This is a genomic window from Tahibacter amnicola (assembly GCF_025398735.1).
Taxonomy (GTDB): domain Bacteria; phylum Pseudomonadota; class Gammaproteobacteria; order Xanthomonadales; family Rhodanobacteraceae; genus Tahibacter; species Tahibacter amnicola.
The window spans coordinates 5,406,360-5,421,270 of record NZ_CP104694.1; the positions used below are offsets into that span (position 1 = coordinate 5,406,360).

At 66.6% G+C, this 14,911-nt stretch carries 12 protein-coding genes; 3 read left to right on the top strand and 9 right to left on the bottom strand.

All coding sequences use genetic code 11. The annotated features are described in order from the left end of the window. Positions 1-144 precede the first annotated feature (144 nt). From N4264_RS21155 to N4264_RS21165, 3 genes are all read right to left on the bottom strand, one after another. The gene (locus tag N4264_RS21155; RefSeq protein WP_261694202.1) at positions 145-1,548 is read right to left on the bottom strand and encodes a DUF1501 domain-containing protein; all 1,404 of its coding nucleotides are present in this window, start codon (positions 1,546-1,548) and stop codon (positions 145-147) included. 9 nt (positions 1,549-1,557) lie between these two features. Next, the gene (locus tag N4264_RS21160; RefSeq protein WP_261694203.1) at positions 1,558-3,342 is read right to left on the bottom strand and encodes a DUF1800 domain-containing protein; all 1,785 of its coding nucleotides are present in this window, start codon (positions 3,340-3,342) and stop codon (positions 1,558-1,560) included. A gap of 172 nt (positions 3,343-3,514) precedes the next feature. Continuing rightward, complete coding sequence (locus N4264_RS21165; RefSeq protein ID WP_261694204.1) at positions 3,515-3,913, bottom strand: MGMT family protein; 399 nt, start codon at positions 3,911-3,913, stop codon at positions 3,515-3,517. A gap of 163 nt (positions 3,914-4,076) precedes the next feature. On the opposite strand from N4264_RS21165, the gene N4264_RS21170 reads away from it, so the two are divergent. After that, entirely contained in the window at positions 4,077-4,484 is a 408-nt protein-coding gene (locus N4264_RS21170; RefSeq protein ID WP_261694205.1) for a hypothetical protein, read from the top strand. Between the two features lie 164 nt (positions 4,485-4,648). On the opposite strand, the gene N4264_RS21175 is transcribed toward N4264_RS21170, so the two are convergent. From N4264_RS21175 to N4264_RS21200, 6 genes are all read right to left on the bottom strand, one after another. Next, positions 4,649-6,229 (bottom strand): aldehyde dehydrogenase (NADP(+)), encoded by a 1,581-nt coding sequence (locus N4264_RS21175; RefSeq protein ID WP_261694206.1) that lies wholly within the window; start codon positions 6,227-6,229, stop codon positions 4,649-4,651. Between the two features lie 337 nt (positions 6,230-6,566). Next, on the bottom strand, positions 6,567-7,472 hold the full coding sequence (locus N4264_RS21180; RefSeq protein ID WP_261694207.1) for a dihydrodipicolinate synthase family protein: 906 nt from the start codon (positions 7,470-7,472) through the stop codon (positions 6,567-6,569). Continuing rightward, positions 7,469-8,749 carry an NAD(P)/FAD-dependent oxidoreductase gene (locus N4264_RS21185; RefSeq protein WP_261694208.1) on the bottom strand — a complete coding sequence of 427 codons (1,281 nt, stop codon included), beginning with the start codon at positions 8,747-8,749 and terminating at the stop codon, positions 7,469-7,471. The genes N4264_RS21180 and N4264_RS21185 overlap by 4 nt, the downstream gene beginning before the upstream one ends. Continuing rightward, on the bottom strand, positions 8,742-8,987 hold the full coding sequence (locus N4264_RS21190; protein WP_261694209.1) for a 2Fe-2S iron-sulfur cluster-binding protein: 246 nt from the start codon (positions 8,985-8,987) through the stop codon (positions 8,742-8,744). The genes N4264_RS21185 and N4264_RS21190 overlap by 8 nt, the downstream gene beginning before the upstream one ends. Then, positions 8,977-10,101: an NAD(P)/FAD-dependent oxidoreductase gene (locus tag N4264_RS21195; protein WP_261694210.1), complete on the bottom strand. Its 1,125-nt coding sequence runs from the start codon at positions 10,099-10,101 to the stop codon at positions 8,977-8,979. The genes N4264_RS21190 and N4264_RS21195 overlap by 11 nt, the downstream gene beginning before the upstream one ends. Further along, positions 10,098-11,036, bottom strand: coding sequence for a proline racemase family protein (locus N4264_RS21200; protein ID WP_261694211.1), 939 nt, complete (start codon positions 11,034-11,036; stop codon positions 10,098-10,100). The genes N4264_RS21195 and N4264_RS21200 overlap by 4 nt, the downstream gene beginning before the upstream one ends. 792 nt (positions 11,037-11,828) lie before the next feature. Here N4264_RS21200 and N4264_RS21205 point away from each other — a divergent pair. Next, the gene (locus N4264_RS21205; RefSeq protein WP_261694212.1) at positions 11,829-12,590 is read left to right on the top strand and encodes an AraC family transcriptional regulator; all 762 of its coding nucleotides are present in this window, start codon (positions 11,829-11,831) and stop codon (positions 12,588-12,590) included. A 101-nt stretch (positions 12,591-12,691) separates the two neighbouring features. Continuing rightward, positions 12,692-14,854, top strand: coding sequence for a S46 family peptidase (locus N4264_RS21210; RefSeq protein ID WP_261694213.1), 2,163 nt, complete (start codon positions 12,692-12,694; stop codon positions 14,852-14,854). The last annotated feature ends 57 nt before the right edge of the window (positions 14,855-14,911 follow it).

The following is a 14,911-nucleotide window of genomic DNA, read 5'->3' on the forward strand; positions in this document are numbered from 1 at the left end:
GGGTACCGTCAAAAACTTGACCGTTCGCGCAAACAAACGTGTGGAGGTCATCACAGATACACCACTTGTCGGCGATTTCGACCGCCTGTGCCGAGTGGTATACACGGCGGCCACCTCGCACACCCCGACGCCCGAACCACCGGGTCAGCGCATGAAGCCGATATCCGCGACCGGGAAATTTCCGATATTTGGAAAAATATCCGACATCAGCGAACTGCCTACGCCAAACCAGCGCGCCAACGTGGCGCCGTATTGATCCACGGAAAGCGTGGGAATCACCTGCCCCCAGCCGGCGTCGTCCTGCCCACCGACGGTGAGCGAAGGCATCGCACCGTAGAAACTGCCGCCACGCACAGCGTCACCAATGACGAAGTGGTGCCCACCCCAGCCGTGATCCGAACCATCGCCATTGGAAGAGAGCGTGCGGCCAAAGTCCGAGGCGGTAAACGTGGTGACGCTTTCGGCAACGCCCAGCTCGACGGTCGCGGCATAGAACGCGGCCAACGAGCGCGCCACATCCGACAACAGACCGGGATGATCTGCCAGCTGCGTATCGTGCGTATCAAAGCCGCCAGCCGATACAAAGAAAATCTGCCGCTGCATGCCCAATGTCTGGCGCGCCGCCACCAGGCGCGCCACCATGCGCAATTGCGCACCCAGGCGCGTATCCGGGAACACCGTGGCGACATTCGGAGCGCCGGCCAGCGCGGTCGCGACCATGCCGTAGTTGTCGATCGCACGGTTCATCGACCGCGCGAAGGCCCGCTCGAGCCGGTGCGCCTGCGCCTCGGGCGCATTCATCTCACGCAGGATGTCGCGACGCGGTGCATTCCAGCTGTTTTCGATCGCACTGATCGGCACCGCACCCTGTGGATGAGGGTTGAGCGCGTACTGGTTCACGACGGCGCCGCGCTGGAGCACATTTTCACCGCCGATGGTCATCGTCATCGGCAACACCGTGTTCGAATTCGTGGCGTACAGAAGATCGGCGATCCGTCCGCCCCATCCCAGGCTGCTGTCCGGGCGCGAGGTCTGCCAGTACGTCTGCTGGTCATCATGGGAGAACAGCTGCGGTGGCAGTGAGAAGCCGGGGGTCTGGTACTGCGGTTTTGTCGTCGGACGCACCAGGGTGCCGACGTTGCAGACCACGGCCGCCTTTCCCGTCGCGAAAAGGTCCCGCAGACCGGACGTCCCGACCGCATCACCCGCACGAATAGCAGACTGCAGGCCGTAGCGGCAGCCGTCCGACGGCGCCGCGCCACCCGCCACAGGCGTCAGCGGCAACAGCGCCGACACCGGCAGCTGCAGGGTGCCGCGCGAGCCCTGGTAGGCGCTGCGCGCCACCCCGTCGATCGGCACGATCGTGTTGACCGAATCATTCCCGCCGTAGAGGAAGAGGCAGACCAGCGCCCTGTAGCCAGCGTCGCCGCGCGGCAGGCTGGCCGTCGTCGCCGCTTCGACCAGGCGCATCTGGCCCAGCATCGAGGTGGCGGCCACGCCGCCCAGGGCGGCGCGGACAGTCCGCGAGAGAAAAGCTCGACGATCCATGGCGCGCTCCTATTTCTGTACCGCGTATTCGGGAGAATTGAGGATCAGGTAGAGGGCCTCGTGCACCCGCTGCCGCCGGTACTCGGGAACCGAATTGGCGGTGATGGTCTGCAGGTAAGCCACCAGGCGCTCGCGCAGCCAGGGCGACATCTGCCCGGAGAGGAACAGCAGGTCATACCGCTCGACGAGTGCGGCGGGATTTTCCGCCAATGCGGTGTCGCGGGTCGAATTGATCAGGATGTTGGTCTCGTCGGCAAACGTCTGCCCGACATACCCCCAGAACACCTGCGAGCCCAGCGCATTCGCCTGCGCGGTGATCTGGCTTTCGGCGTGGATCTGCAGTTCCGGAGCGACCATCCCCTGCCCCGCCAGCTCACCCGGTGGCGAGTAGTCCGGCTTGAAGAAGTTGAACACCGATGGCGACGCCAGCGGTGCCTGCGCGAAATCGAACTCGGGATTCCAGTCGAAGAACCGGCCGTTTCCGGCACGCGCGTCGAGCGCACGCCGCAGATGCGTCAGGCGCAGCAGCGGCTCGCGTACTTTTCCGAAGCGATCCGGTTCGCTATAGAGTCCGTAGCGCGCTTCGCGATCCAGCAGGATGGCGCGCACCACGGCGCCGAGGTCACCGCGCACGCCACTGCCGTTGTTGGCAAAGACGGCCGCCACGCGCCCGACGTAGGCTGGCGTCGGATTGCTGGTCACCAAGCGCTGGATCAGCTGTCGCGCCAGGAACGGCCCGACATTGGGATGGTGGAAGATGTTGTCCAGAGCGGCCTGCAGATCGCTGCGCGCCGTGCCGCCGGCGTACAGGCGACCGGAGGGCAACGCGACGCCGGGGTAGTCGAGCAATTGCTTGTAAGCAAGGCCGGAGCCATCGGTTTCCGGGCCCTGCGTGTCGTGGTAGTCCGCGACCGGTTCCATTGGCTCAAGCCAGTAGGCGCCATTGGGTCCTGGTTCGCAGAACTCCCAGTCCCAGGAATTCCCCTGGTAGCAGTTCTTCCAGTTCCAGCCGGTGAACACGTGGGCAAAACCGCGTACTACGGTCTGGCCATAGGTCGGAAGCGGCTGGCCGCCTGCGAGCTGCGGCGTACCGTCTGCATTAAGCTGCACAAGGCCAATAGAGAACAATTGCAGGATTTCCCGCGCGTAGTTCTCATCGGGCCGGATGTTCGCCACAAGATCGGGCTTGCGGTTCTTGAACATGGACAGGTAGTGGCCCATGGCCGGATGCAGGGTTACCGCTTCGAGCAGGTCACGATAATTGCCGAAGGCGTGCTGGGCGAGCATGTCGTAGTACTGCGACATGGATCGCACCTGGCCGCTTACTGCTCCGCTCAGCTTGGAAATGACGAAGATCTCACTCAGCGCAAATGCCACGCGCTGGCGCAATTGATCGCCGTGCAGCCGTGTCGGTACAGCAGGATCCGGGCCACCCAGCGCACCGAGCCACCACGCTTCCACGCGCGCATTCTGGTACACCGGCTCACCGGTACTGGCGACCCAGTCGAGGTATTCCAGCTCCCGCGTCATCGGCAGCGATTGCTGCTCGGCCAACCATCCGGCGTAGCCCAGCTGGCGCAGACGCTGGATATCCGCCGTCGTCGCACCGAAGCTGGCCTGGGCAAGAAACCGTGCGGCGTCCGCGTCGTTGAAAGGCCCGGCGTCGACCCGCTCGAAGCCCTGGTGGAACATCCGGTCCGGTCGCCGCGAAGGCTCTACCTGAGCAGTAGCGGACACGGCCAGCATCATGCCGAGTGCGGCGACGACACCACGGAAGCTGCCAGACTTTTCCATCGCAAATCCTCCCTGACCGTCCGACCCGGGGACGGCCGGCGCCGATCCAACGCGATTTGCGTTGCGGATGCGAGGAAGTGACGACGAATGGCAGCGATTACATCGACAGGCGGAGCGCGGGGGCATCACGCCGCACCACGGCCCAAGTGGATAATAAAACTATTCCACTTGACTAACGACGCGATCGTTTCGACGAGGATTCGGAGACCGGCGGCGCCCACAGTGCCGCATCGAGGTTGCGGTCCCATCCGTAACGGGCAAGATCGACCTTGCCGGAGAGGACGCGAACGCCCTCCTCGATCAGTCGTGCGCGCTGTTCCCGGAACGGCGCAGTGCGCGGCGCGAACGCAATGCGTCCGTCCGAGCGCAGCACCCGGTGCCACGGCAAGCGGACGCCGTCGGGCGTGTCGCGCAGCACCTTGCCGACCAGGCGGGCCCGCCGCGGCAGACCCGCGCGCTGGGCAATCTCACCGTAGCTGGCGACGCTGCCAGCGGGTATCCGGGCCACCACGGCGCGGATGGCAGCGGCAGGATCTTGCGGCAGTTTGTCTTGCACGACCGTGTGGCTCATGGGCGAAAACCCGATATCGGCGGGCGCCGCGCCGGCGTGCTCTCCACGCCCTGCGCACGGCGGGGACTGCAAAATAGACCCCGGATTCGCTGAAAAAAGCAAGAGCGCCAATGCGCCGTCGCCACGGTAGCATAGGCGCCTTGTCGTTATTCTGGAGTTCGCCATGCACAGCTTCGAGCAAATTCGCTCGCATATCAGCGCGCGCCACCAGCTGCGCATCAACGATCCCTATCTGATCAGCTTCGACATGCTGCTGGCCAACGGCACGCGCCACCAGGGCATTTATCTGTCAGAGCTCGAACACGAGGACGGTCGCAAATACCTGCGCCTGTCCACGCCCATCGGCCCGCTCACCGGCATGGATGCGAAGCGCTGCCTGCGGTTCAACTGGGAGCAGCGCATTGGCTTCCTCGCCGTCAGCGACCTGGACGGCTCGCCGTACCTGCAGTTGTGCGAGAACCGCCCCTACGAGCACCTGTGTGTCGAGGAGATCGATCTTCTGATCGCCGAAATGGGGCCGCTGGGTGATCGCATGGAGCAGGCCATCAGCGCCGGCGGTGACGCGTTCTGATGCAACACGCCTGAGGTTGTCGAACCACCCCAGGTTGTCGAGCGACACCTGGCCAGCGGAACAAGCGGCCTGCACTCTGGCCGGCAGCCAGCAAGACGAAGCCGGCGCTCGCCCCCATCCGGATCGAAAACCGCGCGGCGATGCGCCGCGCGGTCGTCCACGTATTACTGCTTGACCCGCACGCCGTCGACCAGGCGCCAGAGACCGAGGGGATTGGATTCCCGCAGCGATTCGGGCAGCAGGCTGTCGGGAATGTTCTGGTAGCACACGCGACGCGTAAAACGCTCGATGGCCGCCGTTCCAACCGATGTGGTACGCCCATCCGACGTGGCCGGATACGGACCGCCGTGCACCATGGCCGGGCAGACTTCAACACCGGTTGGCACGCCATTCATCAGGACCCGCCCCGCCACGGTGCTGAGCACTTCCAGCAGACGACCGGCGGCCGCCTCATCTTCCGGATCTGCGAAGATCGTCGCCGTGAGCTGGCCGTCCAGCGAACCGGCAATGCTCAGCATCTCGTCGACGTCACCGGTGTGGACCAGCAGAGTCGAGGGCCCGAAGACCTCTTCGTGCAACCGCGCCTCGTCACGGAAACGGGCCGCCTCCACTTGCAGCAGCGACGGAACGGCATGCCGTTCCACCGCGGTGCCACCGGCGAGCAGGTCCACGCCCGGGACGGAGGCCATCTCCTTCACGCCCTCGGCATAGCGGTTGGCAATCGGACCGGTAAGCATCGGCGCGGCGCTGCCCTGGCCGAACAGAGCCTGGAGCTGGTCCCGCAGGTTCGATGAAGCGTCCATCGGCGCGAGGATGACACCGGGACTGGTGCAGAACTGGCCACATCCCTGAATGACCGACCCATGCAGTTGCTGGGCGATGGCCGTACCGCGCGACGTCGCGGCATGCGGCAGCACGAACACCGGGTTGATGCTGCCCATCTCGGCGTATACCGGAATCGGATCCGGGCGGGCGGCCGCCAGGTCCATCAACGCGCGCCCACCGGCCGTGGAGCCGGTGAAGCCGACTGCGCGAACCGCCGGGTGGCGGACGAGCGCCGCACCGACGTCGTGACCGGCATCGAACAGCAGGGAGAATGTGCCCTCGGGCAGTCCGCACTGCTTGACCGCGGCACGTATGGCCAGTGCCGCTCGCTCGCCGGTGGCCGGATGCGCCGGATGTGCCTTGACGATCACCGGACAACCGGCAGCAAACGCACTGGCGGTATCGCCTCCGGCGACCGAGAAGGCCAGCGGAAAATTGCTCGCCCCGAATACGACGACGGGCCCGAGCGGCCGCAGCATCGAACGGACGTCCGGCTTGGGCAGCGGCTGGCGCGCCGCATCGGCGTGGTCGATGCGGGCATCGACCCAGCTGCCCTCCTCCACCAGGGCGGCGAAGGCGCGGAGCTGCCCGATGGTGCGGCCCAGCTCGCCGCTGGCGCGCGCCTGCGGCAGGCCTGTCTCCAGCGGCACCAGCCGCTCGAAGTCGGCACGCCCTGCTTCCATCTGGTCGGCGATCGCGCGCAGGAAGGCGGCACGCTCTCGGCCGCTGAGCGCGGCGATAACAGGCGCCGCGGCGGCGGCCAGTTCGCAGGCGCGCTCGACCTCGGCCGTGCTCGCCACGTGATACGGCGGGCTGAGGGCACCGCCTGTGACCGGATCGACGCCATGGAACGTCGTCCCGCCCGGCTGGCCGCGTTCGGCACCGATCAGCGAGTGCCCTTGAATTTCAAATCCCGACATGTCGACTCTCACTGTTGAAACGTCTGATGGTCTTCCCGGCGGCGACGATCGGTCGCCTTGGCCAGGACCTTCTGCACCGGATCGCGGCCGTCTGCGCGGCGACCACCGGTGGGATGCGGAGCCGGCGCTTCACCTCGGCAAAAACGCGCCGTCGCTCCCCCGACGGGCAGGCCGGCCCGCAACACCCGTGATCAGCCCGGCCAGAAGCGGACCGGCAGCGTCGCGCACTGCGCGACACCGCCAGATTCCGCAGACGTCGAGGCCAGGGCTGGACGAACCGGCTCGCCATCGCGAACAACGGGTCGCCCCCCTGGCCTCGTCCGGGCCTGCAGCAATGTTACGCCGCGAGCTTTTCGCGTTCTTTCAGCGCCGTGCGGATGACGCCCAGGGCGTATTCGCGCTCGGCACCGATCACTTCCAGGCGCGGCGGACGCACCCGCGAGTTGCCCATGCCGACTTCTTCCTGCAGCAGCTTGATGAGCTGGACGAACTTCACCACGGTGTCCAGGCGCAGGAGCGGCAGGTGCCAACGGTAGAGTGCGCGGGCTTCGTCCCAACGACCGGCCTTGGCCAGCTCGAACTGGGCGATCGATTCCTTCGGCAGCGCGTTGACCGTGCCGGCAACCCAGAACTCGGCGCCGGCAGCCACGCCTTCGCACACCATGTCGTCAAGGCCAATACCCACGCGGACGCGATCGCCGAGCAGCGCAACCAGCGCGGTGACGCGACGCGAGTCACCGGACGATTCCTTCACGGCCTGCAGGTTCGGGAATTCGGCCGCGAGTTCGGCAACCTGCTCCGCGACGAAATCGGTCTTGTAGGCCGGCGGGTTGTTGTAGAGCATGCACGGCAGCTTGGTCGCGCCGATCACGGCGGCGACGTGTGCTTTCATTTCCCGCCAGTCGCTGGAATACACATACGGCGGAAGCACCATCAGGCCACCGCATCCGGCCGCTTCGGCGGCCTTGGCCAGGCGCACGGCCTCGTCGGTGGAGAGCGCTGCGATACCCGGGATGACCGGCACCTTTCCTTCGGTGGCGGCGACGCAGGTCTTGATCAGCGCGACCTTTTCCTCGAACGAGAGCGTGGCACTTTCGCCGAGCGAACCGCAGGGAATGATGCCCTTGCAACCGTTGGAGATCAGCCAACGCACGTGCTTGGTCACGAATGCGTGGTCGATGGCCAGCTTTTCGTCGAACGGAGTGGTGATGGCGGGAAGCACGCCTTGCCAGATGGTGGTCATACGGTTCTCTCAAGCGATTGTGAAAAAGAGGAATAATCCAGATTGCCGATCGCAACGGGTGCGAGCGGCGGACGCGGCAGGCTTGGCGACCAGCCAAACAGGTAGGAGGCGGCGCCGCCGCACACGCGCCCCTGGCAATGCCCCATTCCGAGGCGGTGTTGCAGTTTTGCCTCGCGCGCCGATGCGCAACTGCGCACGGCACCGACGCTGACGTTTTCGCACCGGCACAGGACGGTGCTGTCTTCGGCGAGCTGGCGGATCTCGTCGCGCAGCCGGAACGCGGTGCGAAGCTGGCCGGCGAAGCGCATCTCGGCGTTGCGGCGCTGCTGCAGCTCGCGATTGAGGTCGGCACGCCCGGCAGCGGCGTTGCCCGCCATCTGCCCCTGCGTCAGCGCCTGGTCCACACCACCGATTCCAGTGCCTTCACCGGCGCAGTACACGCCGGCAACGCTCGTATGCTGGTTGGCGTCGACCCAGATGGCCCCGTCGCGCCATTCGCACCCGAAGCTGGCGCCGACATCAAGGTTCGGGACCAGGCCGTACCCCGTGGCGACGGCGTCACAGGCGTAGTCGACCAGCCGTCCATTCTGGCGGACGGTGACACCGTCGACCGCGTCCTTGCCGTGCACGCGCGTCACCCAGCTGCTGGTGCGATAGCGGGCGCCGCGCAGACGCCAGCCGAGTCCGAACGCCTGCGCCAGCTTGCCGGGATTACCCGCCAGCCCGACGCCGAAGGACGCTACCGCGGAAAGCGGTGCCTGCTCGGCAATGCACACCACGTTCGCGCCGTGGGCGCGCAAGGTGTCGGCCACCGCGAGGAGCAGTGGTCCCGTGCCGCCGATCACGACGCGGCGGCCCTGCACGGGCCAGCCGTTCTTCACCAGTACCTGGAGTCCGCCGGCACCGAAAACACCCGGGAGCGTCCAGCCGGGGTACGGCAACAGCAGCTCGCGCGCGCCCGTTGCCACGACGACGCGTTCGTACTGGATCGTCAGGGCGCCCTCGGGGCTGTCGAACAAGGCCGTCCCGCGTTCGGGAACGGCGATCAGGCGCGAACCGAACCGGCATTCCGTGGGAGAGCGCTCCAGCGCTTCCATCCATTGGCGCGCGGCAGGGTTCTTGCGCTGGCGCCATTGCCCGCGCCAGATCTGGCCACCGGGCTCCGCCTGCATGTCCACCAGCACGGCGCGCGCGCCGGCACGCTCGGCCGTCACGGCCGCCGCGATACCCGCGGGGCCGGCGCCGATGACCAGGACTTCCGCATGACACCTAGGCATCCGTGGTGATCTCCATGCCCTGGCTCACGCGCGTCAGGCAGCCAAGTTTCTCGGCGCCGTCAATGCGCACGCGACACTCGAAGCACACGCCCATGCCACAACAGGCCGCGCGCGGCGCGCCGGTGAGGTCTCGACGCGTCGCGCCCTGGCCGATGGCCGCGATGGCGGCGGCGACACTGATGTGAGCGGGCACTTCTTCGCGACGCCCGTTGATAAGTATTTGTACCTTATGCGGCATTTTCGTATTCCGCGGCGAAGCGCGCCGGCGCAAACGGCTCGGCGTCAAACGGCGTGGCGGTCTGCAGCAGTTGTGCAGCGATGAGATCGGCCGTGCCCAGTGCCGTGGTGACGCCAAGGCCCTCGTGCCCGCAGGCAAGCCAGGTTCCTGGACGTGACGGCCAGGCGCCGATCAAAGGACGGTGATCCGGCGTGGTCGGGCGGAATCCGGTCCAGGCGCGCAGCGCCGACACGGCCGCCAGGGCGGGCACGAACGCCTTGCCGCGCTCGATCAACCCCGAAACCAGGCGTGGTGTGACGCCAGTGGTGGTGTCATCGAACTGGCGCGTGGACCCGAGCAACCACTGCCCCGTGGGCCGGGGTTGCAGGTTGAAAGCCACCGAATCGCCCTCGGTGCTGTGGGCACTCTTGATGTAACCCAGCTCCACCAGCTGGTGCGTGACGGTCGGTGCGCCGCGCGTGGTGATGAGCAGATGCCCCTTGCGCTTGCGGATGGGCACCGCCGGCAGCAGCTCGGGCGCGGCGCAGCCGTTGGCGATGATCACCTTGTCGGCACGCACCTCGCGGCCATCGGCCAGAACCACGCCGGCGGGATCGAGATTGCGCACCGCGATGCCACTGAGGATGTCGGCGCCTGCCGCGGCCGCTTGGCGCGCAAGCCAGGCAGCCGCCACGGGCGGATAGACCACGGCGTCCGATGGCACCCGCAGGCCACCGGCCAGTCGCTCCGCCAGCGCGGGCTCCAGACGCGCCAGCGTCGCCGCGGAAATCATCTCGCTGGCTATGCCCGCACCCGCCAGGCGCGCCTGCTTGCGTTCGGCTTCTTCCATTTCCTCCCCGTCACGGGCGACCCACAGGGTCCCCGTGGCGCGGTAGTCAGCGCCCGCGGGCAACGCATCGGCGAGGATGCGCCAGCGCTCGCAGGACCACGCTGACAAGGCCAGCTCGGCGGGATCGTCATCCAGCACGACGAGATGCCCCATCGACGCAGCCGTCGCACCACCGCCGATGCAGTCGCGCTCGACCAGGCAGACCGACAGCCCGCCCAGGGCCAATCGCTCCGCGATCGCGCAGCCGACAATGCCGCCGCCGACGATGAGGACGTCGTGGATCACGCAAATCCCCAGGTGAGGGTGTCCGCCGGATCAAATACCAGCACCGATTCGGCCACCACGTGGGCGCGGCCGGTGATCACCGGCTGAATCGCGCCATTGGCGGTACGGGCGTAGCGGCCTTCGAACTCGCTGCCGATCACGCTCTCCTGGCGCCAGGTGTCACCCGGTTGCAGCTTGCCGTCGGCCGCCAGGCACGCCAGCTTGGCGCTGGTGCCGGTGCCACAGGGCGAGCGGTCGTAGGCCAGGCCGGGACAAAGTACAAAGTTGCGCGCATTTACACCGCCGGTCGGCGAAGGACCGACCAGCTCGACGTGGTCGATCTCGGCGCCATCGGTTCCGGTAATGGCCGATTTTTCCAATGCGCGGCGAATTTGCACCGCGCAATCCATCAACTTGCCGATGTTTGCACGATCGATTTCCAGCCCGTGATCATCGACCAGGAAGAACCAGTTGCCTCCCCAGGCGATATCGCCATGAAGGCGGCCGTAGCCGTCGACCTCGACCGGCACCCTGGCCGCGATGCGATAACTCGGCACGTTGGCAATCGATACGCGACCGTCATCGTGCAGCTCGACCTCGACCACGCCGACCGGCGTTTCCAGTTTGAAGCGGCCCGGACCGATGCGCCCCAGGTGGCGCAGCGTTTCGGCGACGCCGATCGTGCCGTGGCCGCACATGCCCAGGTAGCCGACATTATTGAAGAACACCACGCCGGCAATGCAGCCGGGCTGCGTCGGCTCCAGCAGATAGGCACCGACCATGACATCCGAACCACGCGGTTCGCACGCTATGGCGCGTCGCCAGGCGTCGTGTTCGCGCTGCAATTGTTCCCGGGCGGCCTGGGGGTTCAGCCCCTTGAGCGGAGGCCCGCCCTCGACGACGACACGCGTAGGCTCACCGCCGGTATGGGAGTCAATGATGCGGGTTCGGCTCATGGTGTAGGTGCTATGGATGGTTTGTTCATGCTAGACGGCAACCCTCGCCAGGGATTGGCGCATCAGGCTGCCACGACACGGTGATTCGCAAATTGCCATTGGCTACGACAAAGGTCTGCACCCCTCCATTTGGCGTGTTTCCCCGGACTATGCGCGACTTTTTGCCAACTCGCGACAGAGCCCATGTACCTGACAACGGATACCTGCACCCCGCACGTTTGCCACAATCACGCGTCGGCGCGCCTGCATCGGCTTTGCGGCGGTGCTGGCGCCTTCCTTGCAGAAGCGTTCCATTCGGTAGCGAAGCGGGTTCCGCAAGATCGATGTGCACGACGAGCATCAATGCGCGATATCATCCCGGCCGGATTGCCGTTGCCGGCCATTGTCGCGCGCAAGGGCAGGATGCACTCCGTGACGAGGCGGCAATCGCCGGACACGATTGCGCAACGACTGCGCTGGCGCAGTCGCGGGCGAATGTGACGCGCTGTCTCCCTGTCCCGTATGCACCTGACCGTGCGCATGCCCGTGCGGACACGTGCCGTCACGTACGCGTTCGCCGGTGCATGGAACGACGATGCGCGCGTACACGGTGGTGGCCATGCTCGCAGCCCGACGGCGCAGGGACTAGCAAATTCCGGCCATAGCGACGACACAATCGGCACAATGAACGGTTCGCAGTGGTCGCTGTCCCCAGGACGGACCAGTGCGGGAGCGGGGGAGATATGCAGACCAGCAAATCGATAGTGCGGCACACCACAAGCGATGGCGCGATCCTGCGCCCGGGCGTCAGCCATGAACGGTGAACTGGCCCGCTGGCGCGAAGCCTTCATGGCGCGAGTCGCCACTCCCTGGTACGTGGAAGCCTTGTTCGACCGCCTGCCGGACATCGTCTTCTCGATCAAGGACCGCCAGGGGCGCTACGTCGCGATGAGCGAAGCTGCGGTCATCCGATGTGGTCTCAAGCGCAAGCAGGATGCGATCGGCAAGACGGCCTTCGACCTCTTCCCGCGCCCGATGGCCGAGCGCTACACCCGGCAGGACGAGCGCCTGTTCCGCACCGCCAAGCCGATCATCGACAACCTTGATCTCACCGTGTATCGCGATGGCAGCGCCGGCTGGTGCCTTTCGACGAAAGAACCGCTGTACGACGGCTCCGGGCGCGTGATCGGCCTGGCCTGCATCTCCAAGGACCTGATCGAACCCAGTCGCGCGGGGCTGATCGACGCCGGTTTCGCCGACACCGTCGACTACATGCTCGAGAACTATGACCAGCCGCTGCGCATGGAGGAACTGGCGCAGCGCTCCGGCCTGTCGCAGGCGCAGTTCGAGCGCCGCATGAAAAAGATCTTCCACCTCTCGGCCGGCCAGTACCTGATCAAGACCCGTATCGATCACGCGGCGCGCCTGCTGGCGTCCACCGACATGGCCATCGCCGAGGTCGCGCAGCACGCCGGCTTCTCTGATCAGAGCGCCCTGTCGCGGCAGTTCCGCCAGGTCACCGGGTTCGCGCCACGCCAGTACCGCCAGCTGATGCGGCCCGAGCCGCTCGAGTAGGCGTCATCCACACGCCCTGCGACCGCATCCAGACGCGGCCAGGGCATCTCCGGGAGCGTCGTCGACCTGCTAAGGTACGGCGTTTACCACGGAGTCGACCTATGTCCGTAGTGCTGCGTGCCGCCGTCCTGGCGGGTGGTCTTGCCCTGGCGCTGGAGGCCACGGCCGACGAAGGAATGTGGATGGCTTCGCAGCTGCCGGACCTGGCGCCCGCCCTGCGCGCCGCCGGCTTCCAGGCCGATGCCGCTGCACTGGCTGACCTGACCCGCCCGCCCCTCAACGCGGTCGTCAAGGCCGGCGGCGCCACCGGCGCCTTCGTCTCCGCCAATGGCCTGCTGCTGACCAATCATCATGTGGCGTACGGCGCCATCCAGTACAACGCACGCGCCGACCGCAACCTCCTGGAAACGGGCTTCGTGGCAGCCGACCAGGCCGCCGAACTGCCCGCCGGACCCGATTTCCGCGTGCTGGTCACGGTCGGCTTCGACCGGGTGACCGACGAGGTGCTCAAGGCCGCGCAAGGCAAGAAGGGGCGTGCCTACTTCGACGCCGTCGAAGCGGCCAACAAAACCATCGTGGCCGCGTGTGAACGCGAGCCCGGCATGCGTTGCAGTGTCGCCACGATGGACTACGGCGCCGAATTCTTCCGGATCCGCCAGCTTGAGCTGCGCGACGTGCGACTGGTCTACGCGCCGCCCAGTGCGGCCGGAAAGTACGGCGACGAGATCGACAATTTCGTCTGGCCGCGCCATTCCGCCGACTTCACCCTGCTGCGCGCCTACGTCGCGCCCGACGGATCCGTCGCGGATTTCGCGCCCGAAAACCGTCCGTACCAGCCGCCGGCGCATCTCCAGATCACACACGACGGCCCCAAGGACGGCGACTTCGTGATGCTCGCCGGCTACCCCGGCATTACCTATCGCCATCGCCTGTCGTACGAGGTCACCGAGCGCGTCGACTGGGGCCTGCCGACGTCGGTGGAACTTCTCACGGGCCTGATCCGCGTCATCGAAACGCGCAGCGCCGGAAACGCGGAAGCGGCCGTGCGCTACGCCTCGCTGCTGGCCAGCCTGAAGAACGCGAGCAAACGTTTCAGCGGCGAGCGGGAGGGCCTGCTCCGCGGTGACGCCAAGCAACTGCGGGAAACTGCCGAGCAGACCTTTCTCGCCTGGCTGGCGACGTCCCGCCAGCCCGCGGCAATCAAACGCGATATCGACCAGGTTGGCCGTCTCCTGCGCGACGCCAGCGCCACACGCGAGCGGGACCTGATCCTGGGCCTGCTGACCCGGCACATCCAGTTGTTCAACGCAGCCATCACCCTGCAGCGGCGTGCGCTGGAGCACGACAAGCCCGACGCCCGCCGCGAGAGCGGCTACCAGCAGCGGGACGAAACCCTTCTGCTGGCGCAGATGAAGCAGGTGCAGCGCCGCTACGAGCCCGGCATGGAACAGGCACTGCTGCTGTCATTGCTGGCACGCTACCAGGCGCTACCAAAAGAACAGCGCGTGGCCGAGTTCGACGCGGCCTTCGGCAGTACCGGCCCCGAGGCCGAGAAAGCGCTGGCGGCGATCTACGGCACCACGCGACTGGGCGATGAGGAAACACGCCTGGCCTATTTCAATGGCCCGGCGGACGCGCTGCGGCAGTCCAACGATGCCCTGCTGGTTCTCGCCGCACAGCTGCAACCGGCCCTGCTGCGCCTGGAGCACGAGCGCAAGCAGCGCGAGGGCGAGCTGCTGCGTCTGCGTCCGTCCTACATGCGCGCGCTCAAGGCCTGGTACGCGCAGAGCCAGCGTGCGCTCTATCCGGATGCGAACGGCACCCTGCGCGTGAGCTATGGACGCGTCACCGGCTTCCGTCCGCGCGACGGCGTTGAATACACACCGGTCACCACCGTGGCCGGCATCGTGGAAAAGCACTCGGGCAAGGTGCCGTTCGATGCCCCGGCGGCACTGCTGGCAGCCATCGCCAAGGGCGACTTCGGTGCAACCGCCGATCCCACGCTCAAGACCCAGACCGTCAATTTCCTGAGCAACCTCGATAGCACCGGCGGGAATTCCGGATCGCCGGTCCTGAACGCGCGTGGCGAACTGGTGGGCCTGAATTTCGACAGCAACTGGGAATCGGTCAGCGCCAGCTGGCAATACGATCCGCGCTACAAGCGTGCGATCCACGTCGACATGCGGTATCTGCGCTGGCTGATGGAAAAGGTCTGGCCGGCGCCGCACCTGCTGCGCGAGATGCGCCTTCCCGCCGATGGATGAGGGCCGGCTCCGGGTAGCAGCGATCTGCCACCGGACGCCAGGGCGGTTCGTCGGGCC

Excerpts from the sequence above, each read along its gene's own strand:
- N4264_RS21155 (WP_261694202.1), bottom strand. The coding sequence starts at position 1,548 with ATGGATCGTCGAGCTTTTCTCTCGCGGACTGTCCGCGCCGCCCTGGGC.
- N4264_RS21160 (WP_261694203.1), bottom strand. The coding sequence starts at position 3,342 with ATGGAAAAGTCTGGCAGCTTCCGTGGTGTCGTCGCCGCACTCGGCATG.
- N4264_RS21165 (WP_261694204.1), bottom strand. The coding sequence starts at position 3,913 with ATGAGCCACACGGTCGTGCAAGACAAACTGCCGCAAGATCCTGCCGCT.
- N4264_RS21170 (WP_261694205.1), top strand. The coding sequence starts at position 4,077 with ATGCACAGCTTCGAGCAAATTCGCTCGCATATCAGCGCGCGCCACCAG.
- N4264_RS21175 (WP_261694206.1), bottom strand. The coding sequence starts at position 6,229 with ATGTCGGGATTTGAAATTCAAGGGCACTCGCTGATCGGTGCCGAACGC.
- N4264_RS21180 (WP_261694207.1), bottom strand. The coding sequence starts at position 7,472 with ATGACCACCATCTGGCAAGGCGTGCTTCCCGCCATCACCACTCCGTTC.
- N4264_RS21185 (WP_261694208.1), bottom strand. The coding sequence starts at position 8,749 with ATGCCTAGGTGTCATGCGGAAGTCCTGGTCATCGGCGCCGGCCCCGCG.
- N4264_RS21190 (WP_261694209.1), bottom strand. The coding sequence starts at position 8,987 with ATGCCGCATAAGGTACAAATACTTATCAACGGGCGTCGCGAAGAAGTG.
- N4264_RS21200 (WP_261694211.1), bottom strand. The coding sequence starts at position 11,036 with ATGAGCCGAACCCGCATCATTGACTCCCATACCGGCGGTGAGCCTACG.
- N4264_RS21205 (WP_261694212.1), top strand. The coding sequence starts at position 11,829 with ATGAACGGTGAACTGGCCCGCTGGCGCGAAGCCTTCATGGCGCGAGTC.
- N4264_RS21210 (WP_261694213.1), top strand. The coding sequence starts at position 12,692 with ATGTCCGTAGTGCTGCGTGCCGCCGTCCTGGCGGGTGGTCTTGCCCTG.